The sequence below is a fragment of the Pseudalkalibacillus sp. A8 genome (genome assembly GCF_045920555.1).
GTDB lineage: Bacteria > Bacillota > Bacilli > Bacillales > Fictibacillaceae > Pseudalkalibacillus.
Genome location: NZ_CP174509.1, coordinates 111,368 through 128,066 on the forward strand (window position 1 = coordinate 111,368; position 16,699 = coordinate 128,066).

Annotated in this window: 6 protein-coding genes, 11 tRNA genes and 6 rRNA genes; all 23 read left to right on the forward strand. The window is 49.2% G+C overall.

Annotation, left to right across the window (positions count from 1 at the left end):
• The first annotated feature begins 4 nt into the window (after positions 1–4).
• The 23 genes from dusB to ACJROX_RS00665 all read left to right on the forward strand — a co-directional run bounded on the left by dusB (position 5) and on the right by ACJROX_RS00665 (position 16,696).
• Positions 5–997: a tRNA dihydrouridine synthase DusB gene (gene dusB / locus ACJROX_RS00555; protein WP_408008905.1), complete on the forward strand. Its 993-nt coding sequence runs from the start codon at positions 5–7 to the stop codon at positions 995–997.
• 274 nt (positions 998–1,271) lie between these two features.
• On the forward strand, positions 1,272–1,400 hold the full coding sequence (locus ACJROX_RS00560; RefSeq protein WP_408008906.1) for a hypothetical protein: 129 nt from the start codon (positions 1,272–1,274) through the stop codon (positions 1,398–1,400).
• A 95-nt stretch (positions 1,401–1,495) separates the two neighbouring features.
• Positions 1,496–2,983 carry a lysine--tRNA ligase gene (lysS, locus tag ACJROX_RS00565; protein ID WP_408008907.1) on the forward strand — a complete coding sequence of 496 codons (1,488 nt, stop codon included), beginning with the start codon at positions 1,496–1,498 and terminating at the stop codon, positions 2,981–2,983.
• A 372-nt stretch (positions 2,984–3,355) separates the two neighbouring features.
• Positions 3,356–4,906 (forward strand): 16S ribosomal RNA (locus ACJROX_RS00570).
• Between the two features lie 74 nt (positions 4,907–4,980).
• Positions 4,981–5,057 (forward strand) — tRNA-Ile (locus tag ACJROX_RS00575).
• A 24-nt stretch (positions 5,058–5,081) separates the two neighbouring features.
• Positions 5,082–5,157, forward strand: a tRNA-Ala gene (locus ACJROX_RS00580).
• Between the two features lie 166 nt (positions 5,158–5,323).
• Positions 5,324–8,258: ribosomal RNA gene (locus ACJROX_RS00585) — 23S ribosomal RNA — on the forward strand.
• 76 nt (positions 8,259–8,334) lie between these two features.
• Positions 8,335–8,450: ribosomal RNA gene (rrf, locus tag ACJROX_RS00590) — 5S ribosomal RNA — on the forward strand.
• A gap of 9 nt (positions 8,451–8,459) precedes the next feature.
• Positions 8,460–8,535 (forward strand) — tRNA-Val (locus ACJROX_RS00595).
• 4 nt (positions 8,536–8,539) lie between these two features.
• Positions 8,540–8,615, forward strand: a tRNA-Thr gene (locus tag ACJROX_RS00600).
• Between the two features lie 7 nt (positions 8,616–8,622).
• A tRNA-Lys gene (locus tag ACJROX_RS00605) sits at positions 8,623–8,698 on the forward strand.
• A gap of 22 nt (positions 8,699–8,720) precedes the next feature.
• Positions 8,721–8,806, forward strand: a tRNA-Leu gene (locus ACJROX_RS00610).
• A gap of 3 nt (positions 8,807–8,809) precedes the next feature.
• A tRNA-Gly gene (locus ACJROX_RS00615) sits at positions 8,810–8,884 on the forward strand.
• 4 nt (positions 8,885–8,888) lie between these two features.
• A tRNA-Leu gene (locus ACJROX_RS00620) sits at positions 8,889–8,977 on the forward strand.
• A 30-nt stretch (positions 8,978–9,007) separates the two neighbouring features.
• Positions 9,008–9,084, forward strand: a tRNA-Arg gene (locus ACJROX_RS00625).
• A 5-nt stretch (positions 9,085–9,089) separates the two neighbouring features.
• Positions 9,090–9,166: transfer RNA gene (locus ACJROX_RS00630), tRNA-Pro, on the forward strand.
• 13 nt (positions 9,167–9,179) lie between these two features.
• Positions 9,180–9,255, forward strand: a tRNA-Ala gene (locus ACJROX_RS00635).
• Between the two features lie 169 nt (positions 9,256–9,424).
• Positions 9,425–10,975 (forward strand): 16S ribosomal RNA (locus tag ACJROX_RS00640).
• Between the two features lie 172 nt (positions 10,976–11,147).
• A 23S ribosomal RNA gene (locus ACJROX_RS00645) occupies positions 11,148–14,082 on the forward strand.
• A 77-nt stretch (positions 14,083–14,159) separates the two neighbouring features.
• Positions 14,160–14,275, forward strand: a 5S ribosomal RNA gene (gene rrf / locus ACJROX_RS00650).
• Together the 16S, 23S and 5S rRNA genes with 11 tRNA genes alongside form the textbook arrangement of a ribosomal RNA operon.
• A gap of 569 nt (positions 14,276–14,844) precedes the next feature.
• Entirely contained in the window at positions 14,845–15,561 is a 717-nt protein-coding gene (locus ACJROX_RS00655) for an MgtC/SapB family protein (RefSeq protein WP_408008908.1), read from the forward strand.
• 127 nt (positions 15,562–15,688) lie between these two features.
• Positions 15,689–16,153 (forward strand): CtsR family transcriptional regulator, encoded by a 465-nt coding sequence (locus tag ACJROX_RS00660; RefSeq protein WP_408008909.1) that lies wholly within the window; start codon positions 15,689–15,691, stop codon positions 16,151–16,153.
• Between the two features lie 15 nt (positions 16,154–16,168).
• Positions 16,169–16,696: a UvrB/UvrC motif-containing protein gene (locus tag ACJROX_RS00665; protein WP_408008910.1), complete on the forward strand. Its 528-nt coding sequence runs from the start codon at positions 16,169–16,171 to the stop codon at positions 16,694–16,696.
• Positions 16,697–16,699 lie beyond the last annotated feature (3 nt).

Consider the following 16,699-nt stretch of genomic DNA (forward strand, 5'->3'; position numbering starts at 1 on the left):
GAAAATGTTTCAGATCGGTGACATCAAACTGAATAATCGTGTCGTGCTTGCCCCGATGGCAGGCGTTTGTAACCCGGCCTTTCGTCTGATCGGGAAAGAATTCGGTGCAGGTCTTGTTTGTGCAGAGATGGTCAGTGACAAGGGAATCTTGCATAAAAATGATAAAACGATGCGGATGCTTTATGTAGATGAACGCGAAAGACCGCTTAGTCTACAAATCTTCGGTGGTGAGAAGGAATCCCTTGTAGAAGCGGCCAAGTATGTTGATGATTATACAAATGCTGATATCATTGACATCAACATGGGTTGTCCAGTACCTAAAATCACTAAGTGTGACGCGGGAGCGAAATGGTTGTTGGATCCACAGAAAATCCACGACATGGTCGCGGCCGTCGTGCCCGAGGTGAAAAAACCTGTTACGGTCAAGATGCGAATGGGTTGGGATGAAGACCATATCCTTGCTGTCGAGAATGCGCAAGCGATCGAGGAAGCTGGCGGTAAAGCCGTCGCACTGCACGGGCGTACAAGGGTACAAATGTATGAAGGAAAAGCCAACTGGGATATCATCCGTGATGTGAAGGAGTCTGTCTCCATTCCAGTCATCGGCAATGGGGATGTAACTACACCGCAGGATGCAAAGCGTATGCTTGAAACGACAGGCTGTGATGCAGTCATGATCGGGCGCGGCGCACTCGGAAATCCTTGGATGCTTTATCGGACGGTCCAGTACCTTGAAACAGGGGAACTGCATGGTGATCCGACACCACGTGAAAAAATGAAGGTATGTATGCTGCACCTTGATCGCTTGATTGCCCTGAAAGGTGAGGACGTCGCAATCAAAGAAATGCGTAAACATGCAGTGTGGTATTTAAAAGGACTGCCGAAAAATGCGAAAGTCCGAAATAAAATCATGGAACTCGAATCCCGTGATCTTATGGAACAAGTTCTCATGGATTATGTAGAAGAAGTAGAAGCTAAACAAGTTAAAGTAGGATAACAGTGTTCTCTTAGAGAATACTGTTTACATACCTCTTGGTGTCTACACACGATTACCTATTGATTAGGAAGATTAGTATGAGTAAAGAATTAACCAGACTCACGAGTGAAGGCATCAAGATGTTAGCGGCGGAATTGATCGATGTTTATGAAAGCAGGAAGACCCTTTCGGAAATGCTTCCTCCCTGAAGGATGAGGAAAAGCAATTTTACAAACAACGGATCACCGACCTGGAACAACTTTTGTATTCTGCTAAACCAATCCCTGAAAACAAGATGAGCGAAACTGTCATCCTCGGATCAATGGTGACGCTTTTCGATCCTTTTTTAGATGAAATTGAAACATATAAACTCGTACATCCTGTTGAAGCTTCGCCGTTACGAAAATACGGGAACTTCTTTTAAGAAAAAAGGGCGATGATATTCGAATTACGCTTTACGGGGATACGATTCGTTATAACATTCTAGATGTGAAATAGGTAACTTTAGGAGTGATAGAGATGAGTCAAGACGTCGAATTAAATGACCAGTTGCTCGTTCGGCGCGAGAAATTGAACACATTACGAAACCTTGGGATCGATCCTTTCGGACACCGCTTCGATCGTACACATACTGCAGAATCGATGCAAAAAAATTTCGGAGAGATTTCTAAGGAAGACCTGACAGAACAAAACCACGAAGTAACCCTTGCAGGTCGTATCATGACAAAACGTGGAAAAGGAAAGGCCGGCTTTGCTCATATCCAGGATTTGACCGGACAAATTCAACTCTATGTGCGTAAGGACGCAGTTGGAGAAGAGCAATATGATTTGTTCAACTCGATCGACATCGGTGATATTGTCGGAGTCAAAGGGGTAGCGTTCAAAACGAAGGTAGGGGAGCTTTCCGTAAAAGTGACAGACTTTTCCTTGTTGTCAAAAGCTCTCCGTCCACTGCCGGACAAGCACCATGGTTTAAAAGATATCGAGCAGCGCTATCGTCAGCGTTATGTCGACCTGATCATGAATCCAGAAGTGAAAGATACATTCATCACTCGAAGCAAAATCCTGCAATCGATGAGACGGTATCTCGATGACAACGGCTACCTGGAAGTAGAAACACCGACAATGCACTCGATCCCTGGTGGAGCGTCAGCTCGTCCATTCATCACCCATCACAATTCACTTGATATGGAGCTTTATATGCGTATTGCCATCGAACTCCATTTGAAGCGATTGATCGTCGGCGGAATGGAAAGAGTATATGAAATCGGCCGTGTATTCCGTAATGAAGGTGTTTCCACCCGCCATAACCCGGAGTTTACGATGATGGAGCTTTATGAGGCTTATGCGGATTATAAAGACGTCATGACTCTGACAGAGAATCTTATTGCCCATGTTACCCAAGAAGTGCTCGGTACAACGACGATCACTTATGGGGATCATGAAGTCGACCTCAAACCAGAATGGACGCGTATCCATATGGTTGACGCAGTTAAAGAACACACAGGTGTAGATTTCTGGAAAGAAATGAGTGACGAAGAAGCGCGTGCCCTTGCTAAAGAACATAATGTTCCTATTCAAGAAACGATGTCATTCGGACATGTCGTCAATGAATTCTTCGAACACTTCGTAGAAGAGAAGCTCATTCAACCTACATTTATTTATGGCCATCCAGTTGCGATTTCTCCATTGGCGAAGAAAAATGCTGACGACCCACGATTTACGGACCGCTTCGAACTCTTCATTGTGGGGCGTGAACATGCTAATGCCTTTACCGAGCTCAATGATCCAATCGATCAACGCGAGCGTTTTGAAGGTCAGTTAAAAGAACGTGAAGAAGGAAACGATGAAGCGCATATGATGGATGAAGATTTCATCGAGGCGCTTGAATATGGTCTTCCGCCTACAGGTGGACTTGGAATCGGAATCGACCGTGTCGTAATGCTGTTGACCAACTCTCCATCGATCCGGGACGTTCTGCTTTTCCCACAAATGAGAAATAAATAGAATTGCTTATTATAAACAGGGCTGATCCTGAAGGTTGGATCGCGCCCTGTTTTTTGTTAGTCAATTGAGTGGAATTAAATTCATAAAACTATTTTTGAAAAATGTATTGATTGAAACTTAAAAAGATGGTATATTATTTTTCGTCGTTGGAAAAACTGTTTTCGCGACAACACACGATAAAATTCTTTGTTGACATCGACAAAGTGATGTGGTACATTAATAAAGTCGCCAATAAGCGACAAACACAAAAATGGTTGGACAAAAACAAACCATTCAGCTCTTTGAAAACTGAACAAAAGCCAAGCGTGAAACGGGTCTTTTATAAGAACCCTGAATCAATTTCGATTTACATTTAATGAGCAATCAAACACTTTATTGGAGAGTTTGATCCTGGCTCAGGACGAACGCTGGCGGCGTGCCTAATACATGCAAGTCGAGCGGACCAACGAGGAGCTTGCTCCTCAGAGGTCAGCGGCGGACGGGTGAGTAACACGTGGGCAACCTGCCTGTAAGACTGGGATAACTCCGGGAAACCGGGGCTAATACCGGATAACATTCTCCTCTGCATAGAGGAGGATTAAAAGATGGCTTCGGCTATCACTTACAGATGGGCCCGCGGCGCATTAGCTAGTTGGTGAGGTAAGGGCTCACCAAGGCGACGATGCGTAGCCGACCTGAGAGGGTGATCGGCCACACTGGGACTGAGACACGGCCCAGACTCCTACGGGAGGCAGCAGTAGGGAATCTTCGGCAATGGACGAAAGTCTGACCGAGCAACGCCGCGTGAGTGAGGAAGGCCTTCGGGTCGTAAAGCTCTGTTGTTAGGGAAGAACAAGTACCGTTCGAACAGGGCGGTACCTTGACGGTACCTAACCAGAAAGCCACGGCTAACTACGTGCCAGCAGCCGCGGTAATACGTAGGTGGCAAGCGTTGTCCGGAATTATTGGGCGTAAAGCGCGCGCAGGCGGTCTCTTAAGTCTGATGTGAAAGCCCACGGCTCAACCGTGGAGGGTCATTGGAAACTGGGGGACTTGAGTACTGGAGAGGAGAGTGGAATTCCATGTGTAGCGGTGAAATGCGTAGATATATGGAGGAACACCAGTGGCGAAGGCGGCTCTCTGGCCAGTAACTGACGCTGAGGCGCGAAAGCGTGGGGAGCAAACAGGATTAGATACCCTGGTAGTCCACGCCGTAAACGATGAGTGCTAGGTGTTGGGGGGTTCCACCCTCAGTGCTGACGTTAACACATTAAGCACTCCGCCTGGGGAGTACGACCGCAAGGTTGAAACTCAAAGGAATTGACGGGGGCCCGCACAAGCAGTGGAGCATGTGGTTTAATTCGAAGCAACGCGAAGAACCTTACCAGGTCTTGACATCCTTCGCTACTTCCAGAGATGGAAGGTTCCCCTTCGGGGGACGAAGTGACAGGTGGTGCATGGTTGTCGTCAGCTCGTGTCGTGAGATGTTGGGTTAAGTCCCGCAACGAGCGCAACCCTTGATCTTAGTTGCCAGCATTCAGTTGGGCACTCTAAGGTGACTGCCGGTGACAAACCGGAGGAAGGTGGGGACGACGTCAAATCATCATGCCCCTTATGACCTGGGCTACACACGTGCTACAATGGATGGTACAAAGGGCAGCAAAACCGCGAGGTTGAGCGAATCCCATAAAGCCATTCTCAGTTCGGATTGCAGGCTGCAACTCGCCTGCATGAAGCCGGAATTGCTAGTAATCGCGGATCAGCATGCCGCGGTGAATACGTTCCCGGGCCTTGTACACACCGCCCGTCACACCACGAGAGTTTGTAACACCCGAAGTCGGTGAGGTAACCTTTTGGAACCAGCCGCCGAAGGTGGGACAGATGATTGGGGTGAAGTCGTAACAAGGTAGCCGTATCGGAAGGTGCGGCTGGATCACCTCCTTTCTAAGGAGTCCTTTATGGACATGGAACACGCTTTGGCTTTTGTTTAGTTTTGAAAGAGTATGTAAAGGTTGTTTGGGCCTATAGCTCAGCTGGTTAGAGCGCACGCCTGATAAGCGTGAGGTCGGTGGTTCGAGTCCACTTAGGCCCACCATTTTAAAAATCATATCTTTCATTTGGGGCCTTAGCTCAGCTGGGAGAGCGCCTGCCTTGCACGCAGGAGGTCAGCGGTTCGATCCCGCTAGGCTCCACCAAAAAAACTATTGACTTTACTGTCAATAGGATGATATAATATATTCTTGTCGCTTAAAGAAAAGCGGCGAATCTGTTCCTTGAAAACTAGATAATGAAATTCTTGAAAACAAGACATCGAAAACGTCATTTAATGACAAGTAAGAAGTGTAAGTTCATTCATAACGTGGTTAAGTTATGAAGGGCGCACGGTGGATGCCTTGGCACTAGGAGCCGAAGAAGGACGGGACGAACACCGATATGCCTCGGGGAGCTGTAAGTAAGCTTTGATCCGGGGATTTCCGAATGGGGGAACCCACTGCCCGTAATGGGGTAGGATCCATACCTGAATTCATAGGGTATGAGAAGGCAGACCTGGGGAACTGAAACATCTTAGTACCCAGAGGAAGAGAAAGCAATCGCGATTTCCTGAGTAGCGGCGAGCGAAACGGAAACAGCCCAAACCAAGAGGCTTGCCTCTTGGGGTTGTAGGACACTCTATACGGAGTAAGAAAGGAACGGCGTAGGCGAAGCGGTCTGGAAAGGCCCGCCAGAGGAGGTAACAGCCCTGTAGCCAAAACGTCGTTCCCTCCAGAGTGGATCCTGAGTACGGCGGGACACGTGAAACCCCGTCGGAAGCTGGGAGGACCATCTCCCAAGGCTAAATACTCCCTAGTGACCGATAGTGAACCAGTACCGTGAGGGAAAGGTGAAAAGCACCCCGGAAGGGGAGTGAAAGAGATCCTGAAACCGTGTGCCTACAAGTAGTCGGAGCCCATTAACGGGTGACGGCGTGCCTTTTGTAGAATGAACCGGCGAGTTACGATAACGTGCAAGGTTAAGTCGCAGAGACGGAGCCGCAGCGAAAGCGAGTCTGAACAGGGCGCATGAGTACGTTGTCGTAGACCCGAAACCGAGTGATCTACCCATGTCCAGGGTGAAGTTCAGGTAACACTGAATGGAGGCCCGAACCCACGCACGTTGAAAAGTGCGGGGATGAGGTGTGGGTAGGGGTGAAATGCCAATCGAACTCGGAGATAGCTGGTTCTCCCCGAAATAGCTTTAGGGCTAGCCTCGTGGTGAGAGTTCTGGAGGTAGAGCACTGATTGGACTAGGGGTCCCCACAGGATTACCGAATTCAGTCAAACTCCGAATGCCAGGAACTTGTCCACGGGAGTCAGACTGCGAGTGATAAGATCCGTAGTCGAGAGGGAAACAGCCCAGACCATCAGCTAAGGTCCCCAAGTATACGTTAAGTGGAAAAGGATGTGGAGTTGCCCAGACAACCAGGATGTTGGCTTAGAAGCAGCCACCATTTAAAGAGTGCGTAATAGCTCACTGGTCGAGTGACTCTGCGCCGAAAATGTACCGGGGCTAAACGTATCACCGAAGCTATGGATTGTACCTAACGGTACAGTGGTAGGGGAGCGTTCGAAGGGCTGAGAAGCGAGACCGGAAGGACTCGTGGAGCGCTTTGAAGTGAGAATGCCGGTATGAGTAGCGAAAAGAGAAGTGAGAATCTTCTCCATCGAAAGCCCAAGGTTTCCTGAGGAAGGCTCGTCCGCTCAGGGTTAGTCGGGACCTAAGCCGAGGCCGAAAGGCGTAGGCGATGGCCAACAGGTTGATATTCCTGTACCACCTCCTTTCCGTTTGAGCAACGGGGGGACGCAGGAAGGTAGGGAGAGCGCGCTGATGGATATGCGCGTCCAAGCAGTCAGGCCGGTGGATAGGCAAATCCGTCCACCATACGGCGGAGCTGTGATGGCGAGGGAACTAGAGTACCGAAGTCCCTGATCCTACACTGCCAAGAAAAGCCTCTAGCGAGGAAAGAGGTGCCCGTACCGTAAACCGACACAGGTAGGCGAGGAGAGAATCCTAAGATGCTCGGGAGAACTCTCGTTAAGGAACTCGGCAAAATGACCCCGTAACTTCGGGAGAAGGGGTGCTCTGATAGGGTGCAAGCCCGAGAGAGCCGCAGTGAAAAGATCCAAGCGACTGTTTAGCAAAAACACAGGTCTCTGCGAAGCCGTAAGGCGAAGTATAGGGGCTGACACCTGCCCGGTGCTGGAAGGTTAAGAGGAGGGGTTATCCATTAGGAGAAGCTCTGAATCGAAGCCCCAGTAAACGGCGGCCGTAACTATAACGGTCCTAAGGTAGCGAAATTCCTTGTCGGGTAAGTTCCGACCCGCACGAAAGGTGCAACGACTTGGATACTGTCTCAACGAGAGACCCGGTGAAATTATAGTACCTGTGAAGATGCAGGTTACCCGCGACAGGACGGAAAGACCCCATGGAGCTTTACTGTAGCCTGATATTGGATTTTGGTATCGTTTGTACAGGATAGGTAGGAGCCAGAGAAGCCGGACCGCCAGGTTCGGTGGAGGCGTCGGTGGGATACTACCCTGACGGTATTGAAATTCTAACCCAGGACCGTGATCCGGTCCGGAGACAGTGTCAGGTGGGCAGTTTGACTGGGGCGGTCGCCTCCTAAAGTGTAACGGAGGCGCCCAAAGGTTCCCTCAGAATGGTTGGAAATCATTCGCAGAGTGTAAAGGCACAAGGGAGCTTGACTGCGAGACCTACAAGTCGAGCAGGGACGAAAGTCGGGCTTAGTGATCCGGTGGTTCCGCATGGAAGGGCCATCGCTCAACGGATAAAAGCTACCCTGGGGATAACAGGCTTATCTCCCCCAAGAGTCCACATCGACGGGGAGGTTTGGCACCTCGATGTCGGCTCATCGCATCCTGGGGCTGAAGTAGGTCCCAAGGGTTGGGCTGTTCGCCCATTAAAGCGGTACGCGAGCTGGGTTCAGAACGTCGTGAGACAGTTCGGTCCCTATCCGTCGCGGGCGCAGGAAATTTGAGAGGAGCTGTCCTTAGTACGAGAGGACCGGGATGGACACACCGCTGGTGTACCAGTTGTTCCGCCAGGAGCATAGCTGGGTAGCTACGTGTGGACGGGATAAGTGCTGAAAGCATCTAAGCATGAAGCCCCCCTCAAGATGAGATTTCCCATCGCGTTAAGCGAGTAAGATCCCTCAGAGATGATGAGGTTGATAGGTCTGGTGTGGAAGCGTGGCGACACGTGGAGCTGACAGATACTAATCGATCGAGGACTTAACCACTTTACTTAACATCGACGATGTTTTCAAGAACCGTTATCTAGTTTTGAGGGAACAGTATCCCTTGAATTTCATACAGTCTGGTGACGATGGCGAAGAGGTCACACCCGTTCCCATGCCGAACACGGAAGTTAAGCTCTTCAGCGCCAATGGTAATTGGGGGCTTCCCCCTGTGAGAGTAGGACGTCGCCGGGCTTATATATTGGAGGATTAGCTCAGCTGGGAGAGCACCTGCCTTACAAGCAGGGGGTCGGCGGTTCGATCCCGTCATCCTCCACCATTATGCTGGCCTAGCTCAATTGGTAGAGCAACTGACTTGTAATCAGTAGGTTGGGGGTTCAAGTCCTCTGGCCAGCACCACTTTTACGAGCCATTAGCTCAGTCGGTAGAGCATCTGACTTTTAATCAGAGGGTCGAAGGTTCGAGTCCTTCATGGCTCACCATTTTAGATAACGATATAGTATTGCGGGTGTGGCGGAATTGGCAGACGCGCTAGACTTAGGATCTAGTGTCCTTGCGACGTGGGGGTTCAAGTCCCTCCACCCGCACCACATGCGGAAGTAGTTCAGTGGTAGAACACCACCTTGCCAAGGTGGGGGTCGCGGGTTCGAATCCCGTCTTCCGCTCCATTATGCCGGGGTGGTGGAATTGGCAGACACACAGGACTTAAAATCCTGCGGTAGGTGACTACCGTGCCGGTTCAAGTCCGGCCCTCGGCACCATTTTCGAAACAGCAAAACCTATAATAAAGTGCGCCCGTAGCTCAATTGGATAGAGCGTCTGACTACGGATCAGAAGGTTAGGGGTTCGACTCCTCTCGGGCGCGCCATATAACGGGAAGTGGCTCAGCTTGGTAGAGCACCTGGTTTGGGACCAGGGGGTCGCAGGTTCAAATCCTGTCTTCCCGACCATTTGATTAATTAAGGGGCCTTAGCTCAGCTGGGAGAGCGCCTGCCTTGCACGCAGGAGGTCAGCGGTTCGATCCCGCTAGGCTCCACCAAAAAAACTATTGACAATCAGTCGATGGGATGCTATAATTTATTATTGTCGCCTAAGAAAAAAGCGGCACAAAAAGCTCTTTGAAAACTGAACAAAAGCCAAGCGTGAAACGGGTCTTTTATAAGAACCCTGAATCAATTTCGATTTCATTTAATGAGCAATCAAACACTTTATTGGAGAGTTTGATCCTGGCTCAGGACGAACGCTGGCGGCGTGCCTAATACATGCAAGTCGAGCGGACCAACGAGGAGCTTGCTCCTCAGAGGTCAGCGGCGGACGGGTGAGTAACACGTGGGCAACCTGCCTGTAAGACTGGGATAACTCCGGGAAACCGGGGCTAATACCGGATAACATTCTCCTCTGCATAGAGGAGGATTAAAAGATGGCTTCGGCTATCACTTACAGATGGGCCCGCGGCGCATTAGCTAGTTGGTGAGGTAAGGGCTCACCAAGGCGACGATGCGTAGCCGACCTGAGAGGGTGATCGGCCACACTGGGACTGAGACACGGCCCAGACTCCTACGGGAGGCAGCAGTAGGGAATCTTCGGCAATGGACGAAAGTCTGACCGAGCAACGCCGCGTGAGTGAGGAAGGCCTTCGGGTCGTAAAGCTCTGTTGTTAGGGAAGAACAAGTACCGTTCGAACAGGGCGGTACCTTGACGGTACCTAACCAGAAAGCCACGGCTAACTACGTGCCAGCAGCCGCGGTAATACGTAGGTGGCAAGCGTTGTCCGGAATTATTGGGCGTAAAGCGCGCGCAGGCGGTCTCTTAAGTCTGATGTGAAAGCCCACGGCTCAACCGTGGAGGGTCATTGGAAACTGGGGGACTTGAGTACTGGAGAGGAGAGTGGAATTCCATGTGTAGCGGTGAAATGCGTAGATATATGGAGGAACACCAGTGGCGAAGGCGGCTCTCTGGCCAGTAACTGACGCTGAGGCGCGAAAGCGTGGGGAGCAAACAGGATTAGATACCCTGGTAGTCCACGCCGTAAACGATGAGTGCTAGGTGTTGGGGGGTTCCACCCTCAGTGCTGACGTTAACACATTAAGCACTCCGCCTGGGGAGTACGACCGCAAGGTTGAAACTCAAAGGAATTGACGGGGGCCCGCACAAGCAGTGGAGCATGTGGTTTAATTCGAAGCAACGCGAAGAACCTTACCAGGTCTTGACATCCTTCGCTACTTCCAGAGATGGAAGGTTCCCCTTCGGGGGACGAAGTGACAGGTGGTGCATGGTTGTCGTCAGCTCGTGTCGTGAGATGTTGGGTTAAGTCCCGCAACGAGCGCAACCCTTGATCTTAGTTGCCAGCATTCAGTTGGGCACTCTAAGGTGACTGCCGGTGACAAACCGGAGGAAGGTGGGGACGACGTCAAATCATCATGCCCCTTATGACCTGGGCTACACACGTGCTACAATGGATGGTACAAAGGGCAGCAAAACCGCGAGGTTGAGCGAATCCCATAAAGCCATTCTCAGTTCGGATTGCAGGCTGCAACTCGCCTGCATGAAGCCGGAATTGCTAGTAATCGCGGATCAGCATGCCGCGGTGAATACGTTCCCGGGCCTTGTACACACCGCCCGTCACACCACGAGAGTTTGTAACACCCGAAGTCGGTGAGGTAACCTTTTGGAACCAGCCGCCGAAGGTGGGACAGATGATTGGGGTGAAGTCGTAACAAGGTAGCCGTATCGGAAGGTGCGGCTGGATCACCTCCTTTCTAAGGAGTCCTTTATGGACATGGAACACGCTTTGGCTTTTGTTTAGTTTTGAAAGAGCTCATTCTCTTTCAGAACATTGTTCCTTGAAAACTAGATAATGAAATTCTTGAAAACAAGACATCGAAAACGTCATTTAATGACAAGTAAGAAGTGTAAGTTCATTCATAACGTGGTTAAGTTATGAAGGGCGCACGGTGGATGCCTTGGCACTAGGAGCCGAAGAAGGACGGGACGAACACCGATATGCCTCGGGGAGCTGTAAGTAAGCTTTGATCCGGGGATTTCCGAATGGGGGAACCCACTGCCCGTAATGGGGTAGGATCCATACCTGAATTCATAGGGTATGAGAAGGCAGACCTGGGGAACTGAAACATCTTAGTACCCAGAGGAAGAGAAAGCAATCGCGATTTCCTGAGTAGCGGCGAGCGAAACGGAAACAGCCCAAACCAAGAGGCTTGCCTCTTGGGGTTGTAGGACACTCTATACGGAGTAAGAAAGGAACGGCGTAGGCGAAGCGGTCTGGAAAGGCCCGCCAGAGGAGGTAACAGCCCTGTAGCCAAAACGTCGTTCCCTCCAGAGTGGATCCTGAGTACGGCGGGACACGTGAAACCCCGTCGGAAGCTGGGAGGACCATCTCCCAAGGCTAAATACTCCCTAGTGACCGATAGTGAACCAGTACCGTGAGGGAAAGGTGAAAAGCACCCCGGAAGGGGAGTGAAAGAGATCCTGAAACCGTGTGCCTACAAGTAGTCGGAGCCCATTAACGGGTGACGGCGTGCCTTTTGTAGAATGAACCGGCGAGTTACGATAACGTGCAAGGTTAAGTCGCAGAGACGGAGCCGCAGCGAAAGCGAGTCTGAACAGGGCGCATGAGTACGTTGTCGTAGACCCGAAACCGAGTGATCTACCCATGTCCAGGGTGAAGTTCAGGTAACACTGAATGGAGGCCCGAACCCACGCACGTTGAAAAGTGCGGGGATGAGGTGTGGGTAGGGGTGAAATGCCAATCGAACTCGGAGATAGCTGGTTCTCCCCGAAATAGCTTTAGGGCTAGCCTCGTGGTGAGAGTTCTGGAGGTAGAGCACTGATTGGACTAGGGGTCCCCACAGGATTACCGAATTCAGTCAAACTCCGAATGCCAGGAACTTGTCCACGGGAGTCAGACTGCGAGTGATAAGATCCGTAGTCGAGAGGGAAACAGCCCAGACCATCAGCTAAGGTCCCCAAGTATACGTTAAGTGGAAAAGGATGTGGAGTTGCCCAGACAACCAGGATGTTGGCTTAGAAGCAGCCACCATTTAAAGAGTGCGTAATAGCTCACTGGTCGAGTGACTCTGCGCCGAAAATGTACCGGGGCTAAACGTATCACCGAAGCTATGGATTGTACCTAACGGTACAGTGGTAGGGGAGCGTTCGAAGGGCTGAGAAGCGAGACCGGAAGGACTCGTGGAGCGCTTTGAAGTGAGAATGCCGGTATGAGTAGCGAAAAGAGAAGTGAGAATCTTCTCCATCGAAAGCCCAAGGTTTCCTGAGGAAGGCTCGTCCGCTCAGGGTTAGTCGGGACCTAAGCCGAGGCCGAAAGGCGTAGGCGATGGCCAACAGGTTGATATTCCTGTACCACCTCCTTTCCGTTTGAGCAACGGGGGGACGCAGGAAGGTAGGGAGAGCGCGCTGATGGATATGCGCGTCCAAGCAGTCAGGCCGGTGGATAGGCAAATCCGTCCACCATACGGCGGAGCTGTGATGGCGAGGGAACTAGAGTACCGAAGTCCCTGATCCTACACTGCCAAGAAAAGCCTCTAGCGAGGAAAGAGGTGCCCGTACCGTAAACCGACACAGGTAGGCGAGGAGAGAATCCTAAGATGCTCGGGAGAACTCTCGTTAAGGAACTCGGCAAAATGACCCCGTAACTTCGGGAGAAGGGGTGCTCTGATAGGGTGCAAGCCCGAGAGAGCCGCAGTGAAAAGATCCAAGCGACTGTTTAGCAAAAACACAGGTCTCTGCGAAGCCGTAAGGCGAAGTATAGGGGCTGACACCTGCCCGGTGCTGGAAGGTTAAGAGGAGGGGTTATCCATTAGGAGAAGCTCTGAATCGAAGCCCCAGTAAACGGCGGCCGTAACTATAACGGTCCTAAGGTAGCGAAATTCCTTGTCGGGTAAGTTCCGACCCGCACGAAAGGTGCAACGACTTGGATACTGTCTCAACGAGAGACCCGGTGAAATTATAGTACCTGTGAAGATGCAGGTTACCCGCGACAGGACGGAAAGACCCCATGGAGCTTTACTGTAGCCTGATATTGGATTTTGGTATCGTTTGTACAGGATAGGTAGGAGCCAGAGAAGCCGGACCGCCAGGTTCGGTGGAGGCGTCGGTGGGATACTACCCTGACGGTATTGAAATTCTAACCCAGGACCGTGATCCGGTCCGGAGACAGTGTCAGGTGGGCAGTTTGACTGGGGCGGTCGCCTCCTAAAGTGTAACGGAGGCGCCCAAAGGTTCCCTCAGAATGGTTGGAAATCATTCGCAGAGTGTAAAGGCACAAGGGAGCTTGACTGCGAGACCTACAAGTCGAGCAGGGACGAAAGTCGGGCTTAGTGATCCGGTGGTTCCGCATGGAAGGGCCATCGCTCAACGGATAAAAGCTACCCTGGGGATAACAGGCTTATCTCCCCCAAGAGTCCACATCGACGGGGAGGTTTGGCACCTCGATGTCGGCTCATCGCATCCTGGGGCTGAAGTAGGTCCCAAGGGTTGGGCTGTTCGCCCATTAAAGCGGTACGCGAGCTGGGTTCAGAACGTCGTGAGACAGTTCGGTCCCTATCCGTCGCGGGCGCAGGAAATTTGAGAGGAGCTGTCCTTAGTACGAGAGGACCGGGATGGACACACCGCTGGTGTACCAGTTGTTCCGCCAGGAGCATAGCTGGGTAGCTACGTGTGGACGGGATAAGTGCTGAAAGCATCTAAGCATGAAGCCCCCCTCAAGATGAGATTTCCCATCGCGTTAAGCGAGTAAGATCCCTCAGAGATGATGAGGTTGATAGGTCTGGTGTGGAAGCGTGGTGACACGTGGAGCTGACAGATACTAATCGATCGAGGACTTAACCACTTCACTTAAATATCGACGATGTTTTCAAGAACCGTTATCTAGTTTTGAGGGAACAGTATCCCTTGAATTTCATACAGTCTGGTGACGATGGCGAAGAGGTCACACCCGTTCCCATGCCGAACACGGAAGTTAAGCTCTTCAGCGCCAATGGTAATTGGGGGCTTCCCCCTGTGAGAGTAGGACGTCGCCGGGCACCACAAGAGTAGTCGAGAGACTGCTCTTTTTTATGTATGGTGAAATTAGGGTTCGAACCTTTTCGTTTTAGAGATTGCAAAAGGAATTTTAAGTAACTTAGAGGGTTTTGACACCCTGAAACCGAGAAAAAAGCCAAAACGAGGCACTCAAAGAGGGGCTTCGACACCCTGAAATCGAGAAAAAGCTAAAATAAGGTCCTCAAACAGAATCCTTAAGACCGTGAAAACGCGAAAATCGCAAAATGACGTACTCAAACGAGAATACTAACACATTGAACTGGCGAAAGAAGGCTGATACGCATGCTAATGGTTCTTTTAAAATGAAGATTTTTGCTTCCAAAAATCTTTTATGTTTTTACCCCTTACGAAATACATAGTGGAACAACCCCCAACGTTATACACGAAAGCAAAAAGGGAAAGCATTATAAAAGTTGAAAGACAATAAAAGAGAATGAAGAGAATGAGTATTATTTCCTCTTTTATTGCTGTTAGCCTATAATTGGATACTATATACCATACCATGTAATATAGAGACATTATCACAATCGGAATTACAGGGGAGATATAAATGGAATCTTGGTTATTTCAATGGTGGAATGAAGAAACGATGATCATCACGATCAGACTTGTATTGGCAGCAGTGCTGTGTGGGTTAGTCGGTATTGAGCGTGAATTCAAACGTCATCCGGCTGGATTTCGTACACATTTATTAGTCGGTGTCGGTGCATGTTTGATGATGATTTTATCAATGTTCGGTTTCGAAGATTTTTTAAATACGCATGAGAGGGTACAAGGTTTTGACCCCTCACGTTTAGCAGCTTATGTCGTGAGCGGGATCGGTTTTTTAGGTGCTGGAACAATTCTTGTTCACGGTGTAACGGTTAAGGGACTGACGACTGCAGCCTCGATATGGGTAGTTGCAGGAATCGGCCTAGTTGTGGGAATTGGAATGTATTATGAAGCCATTTTTACAACATTTATCGTAATTTTGAGTCTGTTGTTCCTGAACAAATTTGAGGATTTGTATTTGCGAAAGCAACGCTACCATCATGTAACGGTCATTGTAGAAAATAAAGAAGTGTCTTTATCTAAAATTGTAAACGAGTTGGAGTCGTTGAAAACACCGATTTTAAGTTTATCAGTAGAAGATCACCCAAATGATGCAGCGATTCCCCTAATAAAATATACGTTCAAAATACAGATATCTAACCCAAAAAAGCTCCCCGAATTGTATGACAAGATACAATCGATCGACTATGTTCATAAAGTGTTTGCAACAGAGTAAAAAATTGTTTAACACTTAAAAAGTCTGTCTATAATGTAAACATCAAAACATTTGCAACTTGCGGGCAAATGTTTATAATTATAGTCAAAGAAAGTCAAAGTCAGATATGAGGAGGGGCAATAATGGGATGAAAAATATATCAGATATTATTGAAGCGCATTTGAAGGAAATCATCAAAGGAAGTCACAAAAAAGCAATTGAAATCAAAAGAAGTGAAATTGCTGAACAATTTCAATGCGTCCCCTCGCAAATCAATTATGTAATCAATACAAGGTTTACGATTGAAAAAGGCTTTATTGTGGAAAGTAAAAGAGGAGGAGGAGGATATATTCGAATTATAAAAGTGGAGACCGATAATTCGACAATCTTGCTTGATCAGATCCTCAAAATGATCAATACACGAATCAGTCAGGCTGCCAGTGAAAACATCATCTACAGATTGTTGGAAGAAGGGATCATCACAAAGAAAGAAGCAAGGCTGATGAAAAGTGTGATTGATCGCTCTACAATCAATATCGTATTGCCTTATCGAGACGAACTACGTGCAAATTTGTTAAAAGCAATGATACAAAGTTTGAAATATAAAGATTGAGGGGGAGTGTAAGGCGTGTACTGTCAAGAATGCCAGCAGAGACCAGCAACTTTGCACTTCACAAAGATCATCAATGGCAAAAAGAATGAATTCCATATTTGTGAACAATGTGCAAAGGAAAAAGGGGATTTAATACCAGGATCCAATTCGTTTTCCATCCACAATCTATTATCAGGGCTTCTTAACTTCGATCAACCTTTAAGCGATACCAACAATCCTCAACCAGAAAAGCAAGTGATACAATGTGATCAATGCGGCTTGAGTTATGCGGAATTTGCGAAGATTGGCCGGTTTGGTTGTCCGAATTGTTATAAAACCTTCGAACCAAAATTGACACCGATGTTCAAACGAATCCATGGAGGTAATACAAACCATACTGGAAAAATCCCGAAAAGAATAGGTAATGAACTGATTGAACGGAAAAAGATCGATCAACTCAAACAGAAATTACAGCAGTTAATCGCCCAAGAAGAATTTGAAGAAGCAGCGAACGTAAGAGACCAAATTCGAATGATGGAAAAACGGTTCGAAGGGGGGAGCTGATCG

Coding starts and splice junctions, on each gene's coding strand:
- dusB (WP_408008905.1), top strand. CDS start 5: ATGTTTCAGATCGGTGACATCAAACTGAATAATCGTGTCGTGCTTGCC.
- ACJROX_RS00560 (WP_408008906.1), top strand. CDS start 1,272: ATGAGCGAAACTGTCATCCTCGGATCAATGGTGACGCTTTTCGATCCT.
- lysS (WP_408008907.1), top strand. CDS start 1,496: ATGAGTCAAGACGTCGAATTAAATGACCAGTTGCTCGTTCGGCGCGAG.
- ACJROX_RS00655 (WP_408008908.1), top strand. CDS start 14,845: ATGGAATCTTGGTTATTTCAATGGTGGAATGAAGAAACGATGATCATC.
- ACJROX_RS00660 (WP_408008909.1), top strand. CDS start 15,689: ATGAAAAATATATCAGATATTATTGAAGCGCATTTGAAGGAAATCATC.